The sequence below is a fragment of the Pseudomonas sp. SLBN-26 genome, assembly GCF_006715895.1.
Classification (GTDB): Bacteria; Pseudomonadota; Gammaproteobacteria; order Pseudomonadales; family Pseudomonadaceae; genus Metapseudomonas; species Metapseudomonas otitidis.
Window position 1 is genome coordinate 5,275,448 of the sequence record NZ_VFOB01000001.1, and the last position, 13,789, is coordinate 5,289,236.

At 60.3% G+C, this 13,789-nt stretch carries 12 protein-coding genes, 2 tRNA genes and 1 rRNA gene; 13 read left to right on the top strand and 2 right to left on the bottom strand.

Going from position 1 to position 13,789, the window contains the following annotated elements:
- Positions 1–11 precede the first annotated feature (11 nt).
- Genes mrcB through FBY21_RS24435 form a run of 3 tightly spaced genes read left to right on the top strand, consistent with a single transcriptional unit; the run spans position 12 to position 3,434 of the window.
- On the top strand, positions 12–2,330 hold the full coding sequence (gene mrcB, locus FBY21_RS24425) for a penicillin-binding protein 1B (RefSeq protein ID WP_142014368.1): 2,319 nt from the start codon (positions 12–14) through the stop codon (positions 2,328–2,330).
- A gap of 16 nt (positions 2,331–2,346) precedes the next feature.
- Entirely contained in the window at positions 2,347–3,105 is a 759-nt protein-coding gene (locus FBY21_RS24430) for a tetratricopeptide repeat protein (protein ID WP_142014372.1), read from the top strand.
- On the top strand, positions 3,105–3,434 hold the full coding sequence (locus FBY21_RS24435; protein WP_044403298.1) for a YqcC family protein: 330 nt from the start codon (positions 3,105–3,107) through the stop codon (positions 3,432–3,434). The genes FBY21_RS24430 and FBY21_RS24435 overlap by 1 nt, the downstream gene beginning before the upstream one ends.
- A 16-nt stretch (positions 3,435–3,450) precedes the next feature.
- Here the strand turns inward: FBY21_RS24435 and FBY21_RS24440 are convergent, their stop codons facing one another.
- Positions 3,451–3,930: a DUF4124 domain-containing protein gene (locus FBY21_RS24440; protein WP_069561594.1), complete on the bottom strand. Its 480-nt coding sequence runs from the start codon at positions 3,928–3,930 to the stop codon at positions 3,451–3,453.
- A 408-nt stretch (positions 3,931–4,338) separates the two neighbouring features.
- On the opposite strand from FBY21_RS24440, the gene FBY21_RS24445 reads away from it, so the two are divergent.
- Entirely contained in the window at positions 4,339–6,063 is a 1,725-nt protein-coding gene (locus tag FBY21_RS24445) for an acetolactate synthase 3 large subunit (protein WP_142014376.1), read from the top strand.
- 2 nt (positions 6,064–6,065) lie between these two features.
- Positions 6,066–6,557, top strand: a complete 492-nt coding sequence (gene ilvN / locus FBY21_RS24450) for an acetolactate synthase small subunit (protein WP_044403291.1) — start codon at positions 6,066–6,068, stop codon at positions 6,555–6,557.
- A 52-nt stretch (positions 6,558–6,609) separates the two neighbouring features.
- Here the strand turns inward: ilvN and ilvY are convergent, their stop codons facing one another.
- A complete protein-coding gene (gene ilvY, locus FBY21_RS24455) occupies positions 6,610–7,491 on the bottom strand; it encodes an HTH-type transcriptional activator IlvY (protein WP_142014380.1) in 882 nt (293 codons plus the stop codon).
- Between the two features lie 123 nt (positions 7,492–7,614).
- On the opposite strand from ilvY, the gene ilvC reads away from it, so the two are divergent.
- From ilvC to FBY21_RS24495, 8 genes are all read left to right on the top strand, one after another.
- Positions 7,615–8,631 carry a ketol-acid reductoisomerase gene (gene ilvC, locus FBY21_RS24460; protein WP_044403288.1) on the top strand — a complete coding sequence of 339 codons (1,017 nt, stop codon included), beginning with the start codon at positions 7,615–7,617 and terminating at the stop codon, positions 8,629–8,631.
- Between the two features lie 147 nt (positions 8,632–8,778).
- Positions 8,779–9,594, top strand: coding sequence for a CDP-diacylglycerol--serine O-phosphatidyltransferase (gene pssA / locus FBY21_RS24465; protein WP_044403286.1), 816 nt, complete (start codon positions 8,779–8,781; stop codon positions 9,592–9,594).
- Between the two features lie 62 nt (positions 9,595–9,656).
- The gene (gene msrP, locus FBY21_RS24470; RefSeq protein WP_142014384.1) at positions 9,657–10,661 is read left to right on the top strand and encodes a protein-methionine-sulfoxide reductase catalytic subunit MsrP; all 1,005 of its coding nucleotides are present in this window, start codon (positions 9,657–9,659) and stop codon (positions 10,659–10,661) included.
- Positions 10,661–11,287 (top strand): protein-methionine-sulfoxide reductase heme-binding subunit MsrQ, encoded by a 627-nt coding sequence (msrQ, locus tag FBY21_RS24475; RefSeq protein WP_142014389.1) that lies wholly within the window; start codon positions 10,661–10,663, stop codon positions 11,285–11,287. Before msrP ends, msrQ begins: the two co-directional genes overlap by 1 nt.
- Before the next feature lie 29 nt (positions 11,288–11,316).
- On the top strand, positions 11,317–11,460 hold the full coding sequence (locus tag FBY21_RS29480; protein ID WP_160158622.1) for a hypothetical protein: 144 nt from the start codon (positions 11,317–11,319) through the stop codon (positions 11,458–11,460).
- 329 nt (positions 11,461–11,789) lie between these two features.
- Positions 11,790–13,325 (top strand): 16S ribosomal RNA (locus FBY21_RS24485).
- A 93-nt stretch (positions 13,326–13,418) separates the two neighbouring features.
- A tRNA-Ile gene (locus FBY21_RS24490) sits at positions 13,419–13,495 on the top strand.
- Positions 13,496–13,521: 26 nt separating this feature from the next.
- Positions 13,522–13,597 (top strand) — tRNA-Ala (locus tag FBY21_RS24495).
- Positions 13,598–13,789: the final 192 nt, after the last annotated feature.

Genomic DNA, 13,789 nt, shown 5'->3' on the forward strand with positions numbered 1-13,789 from the left:
AATGCGCCGCCATGACTCGTTCCCGATCCCCCCGCTCCCGTAAGAAATCCCGTTCCAGTGGCTTGCGCAGGCTCTTCGGCTGGGCTTTCAAGCTCAGCCTGGTGGGCCTGGTCGTCCTGGCGGGCTTCGCCGTCTATCTGGATGCCATCGTCCAGGAAAAATTCTCCGGCAAGCGCTGGACCGTGCCGGCGAAGGTCTATGCACGGCCCCTCGAGTTGTTCGTTGGGCTGAAGCTGGCCAAGGACGACTTCCTCAAGGAGCTCGACGCCCTCGGCTACCGTCGGGAGAGCGCCTCCAACGGGCCGGGTTCGGCCTCGGTGGCCGGCTCGACGGTGGAGTTGAACACCCGTGGCTTCCAGTTCTACGAGGGGGCTGAGCCTGCGCGGCTGATCAAGGTGCGCTTCTCAGGTGACTACGTGGCAGGGCTCAGCCAGGGCAGCGGTGCCAACCTGGCGGTCGCGCGCTTGGAGCCGCTGCTGATCGGCGGCCTCTATCCCGCCCACCACGAAGACCGGATTCTCATCAAGCTGGACCAGGCGCCGCCCTACCTGGTGGATACGCTGGTCGCGGTGGAGGACCGAGAGTTCTTCAACCACTGGGGTGTCTCGCTGAAGTCCATCGCGCGGGCCATCTGGGTCAACGCCACCGCCGGCCAGTTGCGTCAGGGCGGCAGCACCCTGACCCAGCAGTTGGTGAAGAACTTCTACCTGACCAACGAGCGCAGCATCACCCGCAAGGCCACCGAGGCGATGATGGCCGTGTTGCTGGAGATGCATTACGACAAGCGCGAGATCCTCGAGGCTTACCTGAACGAGGTGTTCCTCGGTCAGGACGGCCAGCGTGCTGTGCACGGTTTCGGTCTCGCCAGCCAGTATTTCTTCAGCCAGCCGCTTTCCGAGCTCAAGCTGCACCAGGTGGCGCTGCTGGTGGGGATGGTCAAGGGTCCGTCCCAGTTCAACCCGCGCCGCAACCCCGAGCGCGCGCTCGAGCGCCGGAACCTAGTGCTGGACCTGCTCGCCGAGCAGGGCGTGGTCACGGCCGAGGAGGCTGCAGCGGCGAAGGCCAAGCCCCTGGGCGTGACGCCGCGCGGCAGCATGGCCGACAGCTCCTATCCGGCGTTCCTCGATCTGGTCAAGCGCCAGCTGCGGGAGGACTACCGAGACGAGGACCTGACCGAGGAAGGGCTGCGCATCTTCACCAGCTTCGACCCCATCCTCCAGTCCAAGGCCGAGACGGCCCTGGAAGAGACGCTCAAGCGCCTGGCAGGCCGCAAGGGCGTGGACGAGGTGGAGTCCGCGATGGTGGTGAGCAATCCGGAGACCGGCGAAATCCAGGCCCTGATCGGCAGCCGCCAGCCCCGCTTCGCAGGCTTCAACCGGGCCATTGATGCGGTGCGCCCGGTCGGCTCGCTGATCAAGCCCGCTGTCTACCTGACGGCGCTGGAGCGACCCAGCCAGTACACCCTGACCAGTTGGGTGCAGGATGAGCCCTTCTCGGTGAAGGGGCAGGACGGCCAGGTCTGGACGCCGCAGAACTACGATCGCCAGGCCCACGGCACGATCTTCCTCTACCAGGGGCTGGCCAACTCCTACAACCTCTCCACGGCCAAGCTCGGCCTGGACATCGGTGTGCCGAATGTCCTGAAGACCCTGGAGCGCCTGGGCGTGTCCCGCGAGTGGCCGGCGTATCCGTCCATGCTGCTGGGCGCTGGTGCGCTCAGCCCGATGGAAGTGGCGACGATGTACCAGACCCTGGCCAGCGGCGGTTTCAACACCCCGTTGCGGGGCATTCGCAGTGTGCTGACGGCGGAGGGTGAACCGCTCAAGCGCTACCCCTTCCAGATTCAGCAACGCTTCGATCCGGGTGCCATCTACCTGGTGCAGAACGCCATGCAGCGTGTGATGCGCGAAGGTACTGGGCGCTCCGTCTACAGCCAGTTGCCGGCGTCCCTGACCCTGGCGGGCAAGACCGGCACCACCAACGATTCGCGTGACAGTTGGTTCGCCGGCTTCAGCCAGGACCTGCTGGCGGTGGTGTGGCTCGGTCGCGACGACAACGGCAAGACGCCGCTGACCGGCGCCACGGGTGCGCTGCAGGTGTGGACCAGCTTCATGCGCAAGGCCGATCCGCTGCCGCTCGACATGCCCATGCCGGAGAACGTCGTCCAGGCATGGATCGATCCGCGTACCGGCCAAGGCTCCGATTCGAGCTGCCCGGGTGCGGTGCAGATGCCTTATATTCGCGGCAGTGAGCCCGCCCCTGGCCAGGCCTGTGGAGCGGGTGCGCCGGTGGACTCGGTGATGGACTGGGTCCGCGGCTGGATGCAATGAACCAAGAGGACCTGATGTGAACAAAGGCTGGATTCCTGCGGTTACCGTCGCACTCATGCTCGGTGGTTGCGCCACCCCTCAGCGCAATGCCATTCCTGTCGTCGACTCCGGTGGCCCGATGTCCGAGCAGGAAGAGGGCGCCGGCGGCGGCTACCGTGCGCCCGTACAGGCTGCCCAGCCTCGCTATGAGCCGCAGGATGCGGGCGTCGTGGTGATGGTCCCGGGGGCTGCTTCCGGCTCGTCCGCACAGGCCATGCCGGCACCGAGTGCGCCCATCAGTGGTTCGGTGACCTCTGGCCCGATCACTCCGGGACCGCTCGTCACCGGCCCGTCAGCAGGCGTTTCGGCACCTGCCGCCAGCCCCAATTACGGCAGCACCTACTCCGCCCCGAGCGCGCCGTCCATGCCGAGCGGCATCCCCTCCAGTGGTGGCCTGGCTGCCGACGAGCAGCTGGATGGCCCGGTACTGGCCTTGCTGACCACTGCCCAGCAGCAACAGAGTGGTGGTGATCTCAACGGTGCTGCGTCCAGTCTCGAACGTGCACAGCGCATCGCCCCTCGTGAGCCTCAGGTGCTCTACCGCCTGGCGGAGGTCCGCCTCGCCCAAGGCGATGCTGCCCAGGCCGAGCAACTGGCCCGGCGGGGTCTGAGCCTGTCCAACGGGCGTCCTTCCCTCCAGGCGGGTCTTTGGGAGCTGGTGGCCAAGTCTCGCGAGCGTCAGGGTGATCCGGCAGGTGCTGCCCAGGCACGTCAGCGCGCTCGGGTCAGCTCCTGATGGACGTGCGCCTGGCCGAGGTGGCTGATCAGCTGCTGCTGATCGAGCGTGAGCTCCGCTTGCTCGGCTGGTGGGCGGAGCAGCCGCCCAGTGCCGAGGCGCTGGCGAGCCAGGCGCCGTTCTGCGTGGACACGATGGCGTTCGAAGAGTGGTTGCAGTGGATCTTCCTGCCGAGGATGAAGGTGATCCTCGAAGCCGGCGCCGAGTTGCCTCGGGTATCCGGCATCCTGCCCATGGCCGAGATGGCCTATCAGGAACGTGCAGGGAACGTGCGGGGGCTTCTCGAAGCGCTCGGCGCTTTCGATCGGTTGATCGGCAGCGCCGGCTGAGCAGGTCGGGCGTGCGTTACTGGCAGTTCTCGGCGATGGCCTTCTGGGTTTCCTTGAGGCGGGACTGACGTTCTTCTTCAGTCAGGCGGCGAACCTCTCCCTTGTCTTCCACGCGCAGGCGCGGGTTGTTCTGCATCTGTGCCAGGTTGGTGCGCAGCTGGGTGCAGTATTCCTTGCGCTCGGCTTCCTGCTTGGCGACGTCCTTCTTCACTTTCTCGTCGATGGCCTTTTGCTCGTCCTCGCTGGCGGGCTTGGCCTGGGCGGGCGCCTTGGCTGGCTCTTCGGCTTTGTTCAGAACGGGGTAGGGGTTCTCGAAGCTCGCCTTCGGCTCCTTGGGCTCGGCCTTGCCGGTGGAGACCTGGGTCGAATCCTGGCCCTGCGGAGGTTGTGCGCCGAAATGCGTGACACCCTGGGCATCGACCCACTTGTAGACCTGGCCGGCCATGGCCGAGGTGCTGAGGGCGAGAACCAGGCCTGCGAAAATCATGCGATGCATGGGGGTTCCTTAATAAGAAGGGGAGTCCGGCGGTAACTATAACCAAAGTCCCGTGGCTGTGATCCAGCGTGTGTCACAGCATTTCGCGCGATATTCCGTTAGGGATGACTTGACTTGCGGGGCTCTAATCCGAAGAATCCAGGGTTCGCTGTTCCAGTGGGCCGGCCGCAAGTCGGAAGCTGTAGCAGTCGATGAGGTGCACACCCGCGCCGACCCGCATCACCCTGCAACGCGTTACCTCGCGCTGGGTGGGAAAGCCCCGCAACAACTCTCAGGGGCCGCCCCAATGCTTGTTCTGCCAGTGGCTGACGTAGTCGGCGACCACCAGTCGCTCATGCCCTGTAGACGAGCAATCCTTTCAGGCTGTCCGGTCGCGGGCAGTATTCTGGCGTTCTAGAGGTGATAAACGTGGAGCTCTTATCTGGCGCTGAAATGGTCGTCCGCTCCCTGCGTGACGAAGGCGTTAAGTACATTTACGGGTACCCGGGCGGTGCCCTCCTGCATATCTACGATGCCCTGTTCAAGGAAAGCGATGTGACCCACATCCTGGTCCGTCACGAGCAGGCTGCTACCCATATGGCTGACGGCTACGCCCGTGCCACCGGCAAGGCCGGTGTGGTGCTGGTGACTTCCGGCCCCGGTGCCACCAACGCCGTTACTGGCATCGCCACCGCGTACATGGACTCCATTCCGATGGTGATCCTGTCCGGCCAGGTGCCGAGCAACATGGTGGGTACCGACGCGTTCCAGGAGACCGACATGGTCGGTATCTCCCGCCCGATCGTGAAGCACAGCTTCATCATCAAGCACCCGTCCGAAATCCCCGAGGTGATCAAGAAGGCGTTCTACATCGCCCAGTCGGGTCGTCCGGGACCGGTCGTGGTCGACATTCCCAAGGACATGGGCGACCCGACCCAGAAGTTCGAGTACAGCTACCCGAAGAAGGTGAAGCTGCGCTCCTACAGCCCGGCCGTTCGGGGGCACTCGGGGCAGATCCGCAAGGCTGCCGAGCTGCTGCTGGCTGCCAAGCGCCCGATCCTGTATTCGGGGGGCGGCGTCATCATGGGCGGCGCATCCGAGCCGCTGACCGAGCTGGCCAAGATGCTCAACCTGCCGGTGACCAACACCCTGATGGGGCTGGGCGCGTTCCCGGGCATGGATCGTCAGTTCGTCGGCATGCTCGGCATGCACGGCAGCTACACCGCGAACCTGGCGATGCACCATGCGGACGTCATCCTGGCCGTGGGTGCCCGCTTCGATGATCGCGTGATCAACGGTGCAAGCAAGTTCTGCCCGAACGCCAAGATCATCCATATCGACATCGATCCGGCGTCCATCTCCAAGACCATCAAGGCCGACATCCCGATCGTGGGGCCGGTCGACAGCGTGCTGAGCGAGATGGTCGCGATCCTCAAGGAGATCGGCGAGACGCCGAACCGCGAGACCGTTGCCAGCTGGTGGAAGCAGATCGACGAGTGGCGTGGTGACCGTGGCCTGTTCCCCTATGACAAGGGCGACGGCAGCATCATCAAGCCGCAGACCGTCATCGAGACGCTGTGCGAAGTCACCAAGGGCGATGCCTACGTTGCATCCGACGTGGGTCAGCACCAGATGTTCGCGGCCCAGTACTACCGCTTCAACAAGCCCAACCGCTGGATCAACTCCGGTGGCCTCGGCACCATGGGCTTCGGCTTCCCCGCTGCGATGGGCGTGAAGCTGAACTTCCCGGATGCCGACGTGGCTTGCGTGACCGGTGAGGGCAGCATCCAAATGAACATCCAGGAGCTGTCGACCTGCCTGCAGTACGACCTGCCGGTGAAGATCGTCAACCTCAACAACGGTGCGCTGGGCATGGTCCGCCAATGGCAGGACATGCAGTACAACAGCCGCTATTCCCATTCCTACATGGAATCGCTGCCTGACTTCGTCAAGCTGGTCGAGGCCTACGGTCACGTGGGCATGCGCATCACCGATCTCAAGGATCTGAAACCGAAGATGGAAGAGGCGTTCGCACTGAAGAACCGCCTGGTGTTCCTCGATATCCAGGTGGATCCGAGCGAGCACGTCTATCCGATGCAGATCCGGGATGGCGCCATGCGCGATATGTGGCTGAGCAAGACGGAGCGGACCTGACCATGCGACACATCATTTCCCTGTTGCTTGAGAACGAACCCGGAGCCCTGTCCCGCGTCGTCGGTCTGTTCTCCCAGCGCAACTACAACATCGAAAGCCTGACCGTAGCGCCGACCGAAGACCCGACCCTGTCTCGTCTTACCCTGACGACCGTGGGCCAGGACGACGTGATCGAGCAGATCACCAAGAACCTCAACAAGCTGATCGAGGTGGTGAAGCTGGTCGACCTGTCGGAGAGCGCGCACATCGAGCGCGAGCTGATGTTGGTTAAAGTGAAGGCCACTGGCGCCCAGCGCGCCGAGGTCAAGCGCACCACCGATATCTTCCGTGGGCAGATCGTCGACGTGACCAGCAGCGTCTACACGATCCAGCTCGCCGGTACCAGCGACAAGCTCGATAGCTTCATCCAGGCGATCGGCACAAGTTCGATCCTCGAAACCGTGCGCAGTGGCGTGACCGGCATTGCCCGCGGCGACAAGGTGCTGAGCATCTGATTGCTGTTGAATGGAAAACCCCGCCTTGTGCGGGGTTTTTTATTGCCTGGATTTATTGGCGGCGATTCCAGAAGGCGGTGATAAGCGGATCCTTCAGGCGCTTTTCCAGGGCGAACAGGCCGATGTCGTAGGCGGCCAAGGGCGGTTGGATATCGTAGAGGCGTATGCGTCCGGCCAAAGGGCTGTTGTCGAGGACGATCTGTGGGACCACGCCAATCCCGAACCCAAGGCTCACCATGCTGACGATGGCTTCGTTGCCGCTGACCTGGGCATAGATGTTGGGCTTGATGCCATGACTTTTCAGCCAGCGGTCGGTACGGGTCCGGGCGAGGCCCTCTTCCGAGAGAATCATCGGTACGTCCTTCCAGCTTTGCGCCGTAGGCTGATGCAGTTGTTCCTCGGTCAGCAGCTGGGGTGATTGCGGGCCGATGAAGCGCAACTCGGAGCGGGTGATCGACTGGAAGTCGATGCCGGTTGGCAGGTTGTCGGGTCGGGCGCCGATGGCGAGGTCTTCCAGTCCCTGTTGCACCCGTTCGACGGCCTTTGCCGGGTCGCCGGTGTGCAGTTTCATCTCGATGCGTGGGTAGTCCTGGCGGAAGCTGCTGAGGATGTCGTAGAGGAAGCTGTAGCTCGCCGTCACCGAGCAGTACAACGACAGCTCGCCGTGCAGGTCCTGCTGGTCCTGCATGAGACGTTGGCGGATGGCATGCCAGCCGCTCATGACCTCGCTGGCGTATTCGCGGAACTGCTGGCCCTCGCGAGTCAGCTGCACCGAACGGCTGTCGCGCACGAACAGGGGGGCACCCAGTTCCTCTTCGAGCTGCTTGATGCTGCGGCTGAGTGCTGAGGGGCTGACATGCTGCTCCCGGCTGGTCTTGCCGAAGTGCAGGTTGTCTGCCAGGGAGAGAAAGAGCCTGAGAGCGTGGCTGTCCATGCGCATTTCACTTATCGGCATGTTGCATTGCGAATATATCATTTTACGCAACGAGACGGATCGCTTAATGTGCCCTTGTCGCGGTGTGCGCACCCCATCCCTTTCGTTATAAGAGCCAGAAACATGAAAGTTTATTACGACAAAGATTGCGATCTCTCCATCATTCAGGGCAAGAAAGTCGCCATCATCGGTTACGGCTCCCAGGGCCATGCCCAGGCCTGCAACCTGAAAGACTCCGGCGTCGATGTCACCATCGGCCTGCGCAAGGGTTCCGCCACCGTCGCCAAGGCCGAAGCCCATGGCCTGAAGGTCACCGACGTTGCCAGCGCTGTTGCTGCGGCCGACCTGGTGATGATCCTGACCCCGGACGAATTCCAGGGCCAGCTGTACAAGAACGAGATCGAGCCGAACATCAAGAAAGGCGCCACCCTGGCCTTCTCCCACGGCTTCGCCATCCACTACAACCAAGTCGTACCGCGTGCCGACCTCGACGTGATCATGATCGCGCCGAAAGCTCCGGGCCACACCGTGCGCTCCGAATTCGTGAAGGGCGGCGGTATCCCTGACCTGATCGCCATCTACCAGGACGCTTCCGGCAATGCCAAGAACGTTGCCCTGTCCTACGCCTGTGGCGTGGGCGGCGGCCGCACCGGCATCATCGAAACCACCTTCAAGGACGAAACCGAAACCGACCTGTTCGGTGAGCAGGCCGTTCTGTGCGGTGGCTGCGTCGAGCTGGTCAAGGCCGGCTTCGAAACCCTCGTCGAGGCAGGCTATGCCCCCGAGATGGCCTACTTCGAGTGCCTGCACGAGCTGAAGCTGATCGTTGACCTCATGTACGAAGGCGGTATCGCCAACATGAACTACTCGATCTCCAACAACGCCGAATACGGTGAGTACGTGACCGGTCCGGAGGTCATCAACGCCGAATCCCGTGCGGCCATGCGCAACGCTCTGAAGCGCATCCAGAACGGCGAATACGCGAAGATGTTCATCCAGGAAGGCGCATCCAACTACGCCTCCATGACGGCCTACCGCCGTAACAACGCTGCTCACCCCATCGAGCAGGTTGGCGAGCGTCTGCGCGCAATGATGCCGTGGATCGCCTCCAACAAGATCGTCGACAAGGCCAAGAACTGAGTTCTGGTCCATGCATGAAGAAACGCGGCCTTGGCCGCGTTTTTTCATTGGGGCGCCCGCATCTGGTATAAAGCGACATCGCTGGGCCCGGTAGTTTCTGCCTTCGGCCCGGCTAAATTCATCTGCATATCTGCAAGGATGTTGTTCATGAGTGACCGTCCCGAAGAGCCCGGCAAGGCTCCAGAACCTGAAAGCCTCCTGCCCATCGACGAGCATGTCGAGGAAGGGCACGACGATCAGGGGCGCAAGGTTCGCCATCGCGGTATCTACCTGCTTCCCAACCTGTTCACCACGGCCAACCTGTTCGCCGGCTTCTACGCCATCATCAATGCCATGAGCGGTAATTTCTCCGTTGCAGCGGCGACCATTTTCGTGGCGATGGTCCTCGATAGCCTGGATGGGCGAGTGGCACGCCTGACCAACACGCAAAGTGCTTTCGGTGCCGAGTACGACTCGCTGTCGGACATGGTGGCCTTCGGTGTGGCTCCGGCATTGCTGGCGTTCGAGTGGGCCTTGAGTGGCCTCAACAGCGTCGGACTTACCGTTGCCTTCATATATGTCGCCGGAGCTGCGCTCCGCCTGGCCCGTTTCAATACCCAGATCGGCAAGACCGACAAGCGCTACTTCATCGGCCTCGCCAGTCCGGCGGCGGCGGGGGTCGTGGCCGGCACGGTGTGGGCGTTCAGTGACTTCGGTATCAAGGGCTCCAACATGTCCTTCATCGTCGCCATGCTGGTGGCGGCTGCGGGCATGCTGATGGTCAGCAATATCAAGTACTACAGCTTCAAGGACCTGGATCTGAAAGGGCGCGTACCTTTCGTGGCGATCCTCGTGGTGGTGTTGGCCTTTGCCGTGGTCTTCAGTGATCCGCCGCGTATCCTGCTGTTGATCTTCCTGGCCTACGCTGCTTCCGGTCCGGTGCAATACTTGCTCCAGATGCGCCGCCGCCAACACGTCGAGTGATGTAATTTTCCCGCGGCTCCGCAGTCTACTGGCCAAACCGAAGCCGTACTGCGGAGTCCCCGATGCTTATCAAGGTTTCACCTCCCTCTATTGCTCGCGAAAGCGAGGTCACTCCTGAATCCGTCTATCTGTCCCGTCGCACCTTCATGGCAGGTGTGGGGGCTGCCGCTGCACTTGCTGGCTTGCCTGTGCGCGCAGATGGGCCAGGCGACTATCCCGATGTAGAGCCTGCGCCGACTCCCGCCTGGTTAGAGGAGAAGTTGTCGGCTGCTCGTTGGCGGGCAAGCGTGCCGGGCAATGAGCCTATTACCCCGTTCGCCGACGCTACCCACTACAACAACTTCTATGAGTTCGGCACCAACAAAGGTGATCCTGCCCGCTATGCGGGCGCGCTTGCTGTCGAACCATGGACAGTCAAGGTGGATGGCGAAGTCGGAAAACCGGGCAGCTTCGGCTTGGAGGACCTGGTCAATCCCTATCAGTTGGAGGAGCGCATCTACCGGCTCCGCTGCGTAGAAGGGTGGTCCATGGTCATTCCCTGGCTTGGCTTTCCGTTGGCGGAGTTGTTGAAACGGGTCGAGCCCACCTCCAAAACACGCTTCGTCCGTTTCGAGACGCGAGTCGAGCCTGAGCAAATGGCGGGTGTGCGTTCGGGGTTGTCCCTTATCGACTGGCCATACGTTGAGGGCTTGCGCATCGACGAAGCGATGCATCCACTTACCTTGATGGCTGTTGGTATGTATGGGCGAGTGCTGCCCAACCAGAACGGGGCGCCGTTGCGTCTGGTGGTGCCTTGGAAGTATGGCTTCAAGAGCATCAAGTCCATCGTCCGCATCAGTCTGACGGAGGAGCAACCTTCGACGACTTGGCAGCTGATCGCGCCGAACGAGTACGGCTTCTATTCGAATGTGAACCCGGATGTGGACCATCCCCGCTGGAGCCAGGCGCATGAGCGGCGCCTGCCGAGTGGCCTGTTCAATCCCAATGTGATTCCGACACGGCTTTTCAATGGCTATGAGGAGGTCGCTGGCCTCTACGCCGGGCTCGATCTGCGGAAGAACTACTGATGCGTTATTGGCAATGGAGGTTCGTTGTCTTCCTGGGAGCTTTGGTGCCTCCGGTGTTATGGCTATATCAGGCGTGGATCTTCGCCCTGGGGCCTGATCCGGGAAAGGCACTCGTCGACAGGTTGGGCTTGGGTGTTCTCTGGCTGTTGCTGATCACTCTCAGCATGACCCCTCTGCAGAAGATGACCGGGTGGGGTGGATGGATTGCAGTCAGACGCCAGCTTGGTTTGTGGTCCTTCTTCTATCTATGCCTACACATAACGGCTTATGCCGTCTTTCTGCTGGGGCTCGATCTGCAGCAGTTGGCGAGCGATCTGGGGAAGCGCCCCTATATCTTCGTGGGGGCGGTAGCCTTTACAGGGCTTCTGATTCTGTCGCTGACGTCCAACCGCTACAGCATCCGGCGGTTTGGGAGGCGCTGGAAGCTGATCCACCGGAGCGTCTATGGAATCCTGGGGCTTGGCCTGCTCCATATGCTCTGGGTCGTGAGGGCTGACATGACCGAATGGGCAGCGTATGCGTTGGTGGGGGCTGTGCTTATGGGGTTGCGGCTACCTAGCGTTGCGAAGCTTCTGCCAAGGATCTTCCGGGGTGCGCTGAGAGTTGATGGAAATATTTCAAAATAGGTGTTGACGCCGTGGCTGAGGTCTCTATAATGCGCACCATTCCCGCGGCGGACAACGAAAACTCCTTGAAAATCAATGAGTTAAGTGTTTTAAGCGGGGTGCGGTTCCGGAGTGGTTGCGGATTCGCGGTGATTGATCTGCTGGTCAGGTTGATTGCTGAAAAGAGGTGTTGACAGCGAGTTTGAATGCTGTATGATTCGCCTCCCGCTGATGTTGAAGAGTGTTTCGACGGATGCGCAAGTTGTTGAGTAGAAAGAAAAAATTCTTCGAAAAACAGCTTGACAGAAAGAAAGGCTGCTGTAGAATGCGCGGCCTCGGTTGAGACGAAAGACTTGATCGAAACGCTCTTTAAAAATTTGAATCAAGCAATTCGTGTGGGTGCTTGTGATGTAAGACTGGTAGTCGACTGATTATCAGCAACACAAGTAACACTCGTGAATTCGAGAGTTTATTTGCGATTGCTGAGCCAAGTTTAGGGTTTTCTCAAAACCCAAGCAGTATTGAACTGAAGAGTTTGATCATGGCTCAGATTGAACGCTGGCGGCAGGCCTAACACATGCAAGTCGAGCGGATGAGTGGAGCTTGCTCCATGATTCAGCGGCGGACGGGTGAGTAATGCCTAGGAATCTGCCTGGTAGTGGGGGATAACGTTTCGAAAGGAACGCTAATACCGCATACGTCCTACGGGAGAAAGTGGGGGATCTTCGGACCTCACGCTATCAGATGAGCCTAGGTCGGATTAGCTAGTTGGTGGGGTAATGGCCCACCAAGGCGACGATCCGTAACTGGTCTGAGAGGATGATCAGTCACACTGGAACTGAGACACGGTCCAGACTCCTACGGGAGGCAGCAGTGGGGAATATTGGACAATGGGCGAAAGCCTGATCCAGCCATGCCGCGTGTGTGAAGAAGGTCTTCGGATTGTAAAGCACTTTAAGTTGGGAGGAAGGGCAGTAAGTTAATACCTTGCTGTTTTGACGTTACCAACAGAATAAGCACCGGCTAACTTCGTGCCAGCAGCCGCGGTAATACGAAGGGTGCAAGCGTTAATCGGAATTACTGGGCGTAAAGCGCGCGTAGGTGGTTCAGCAAGTTGGATGTGAAAGCCCCGGGCTCAACCTGGGAATTGCATCCAAAACTACTGAGCTAGAGTACGGTAGAGGGTGGTGGAATTTCCTGTGTAGCGGTGAAATGCGTAGATATAGGAAGGAACACCAGTGGCGAAGGCGACCACCTGGACTGATACTGACACTGAGGTGCGAAAGCGTGGGGAGCAAACAGGATTAGATACCCTGGTAGTCCACGCCGTAAACGATGTCGACTAGCCGTTGGGATCCTTGAGATCTTAGTGGCGCAGCTAACGCGATAAGTCGACCGCCTGGGGAGTACGGCCGCAAGGTTAAAACTCAAATGAATTGACGGGGGCCCGCACAAGCGGTGGAGCATGTGGTTTAATTCGAAGCAACGCGAAGAACCTTACCTGGCCTTGACATGCAGAGAACTTTCCAGAGATGGATTGGTGCCTTCGGGAACTCTGACACAGGTGCTGCATGGCTGTCGTCAGCTCGTGTCGTGAGATGTTGGGTTAAGTCCCGTAACGAGCGCAACCCTTGTCCTTAGTTACCAGCACCTCGGGTGGGCACTCTAAGGAGACTGCCGGTGACAAACCGGAGGAAGGTGGGGATGACGTCAAGTCATCATGGCCCTTACGGCCAGGGCTACACACGTGCTACAATGGTCGGTACAAAGGGTTGCCAAGCCGCGAGGTGGAGCTAATCCCATAAAACCGATCGTAGTCCGGATCGCAGTCTGCAACTCGACTGCGTGAAGTCGGAATCGCTAGTAATCGTGAATCAGAATGTCACGGTGAATACGTTCCCGGGCCTTGTACACACCGCCCGTCACACCATGGGAGTGGGTTGCTCCAGAAGTAGCTAGTCTAACCGCAAGGAGGACGGTTACCACGGAGTGATTCATGACTGGGGTGAAGTCGTAACAAGGTAGCCGTAGGGGAACCTGCGGCTGGATCACCTCCTTAATCGAAGACATCAGCTTCTTCATAAGCTCCCACACGAATTGCTTGATTCACTTGCGAAAAGCGATTGGGTTTAGACCCGAAAGTGTGACGATTGGGTCTGTAGCTCAGTTGGTTAGAGCGCACCCCTGATAAGGGTGAGGTCGGCAGTTCGAATCTGCCCAGACCCACCAATTGTCGAGGGCGCAGCAGGTCTGAAGGGGCCATAGCTCAGCTGGGAGAGCGCCTGCTTTGCACGCAGGAGGTCAGGAGTTCGATCCTCCTTGGCTCCACCATCCACACAATCGCTGAAAGCTCAGAAATGAGTACCTGGTTCAGGTATTGATTTCTGGTCTTTGCGCCAGAACGTTCTTTAAAAATTTGGGTATGTGATAGAAGTGACTTGTTGAGTGTTTCACTGCACTCAGCAACTCAAGGCAAAATTTGCGAGTTCAAGCGCGAATTTTCGGCGAATGTCGTCTTCACAC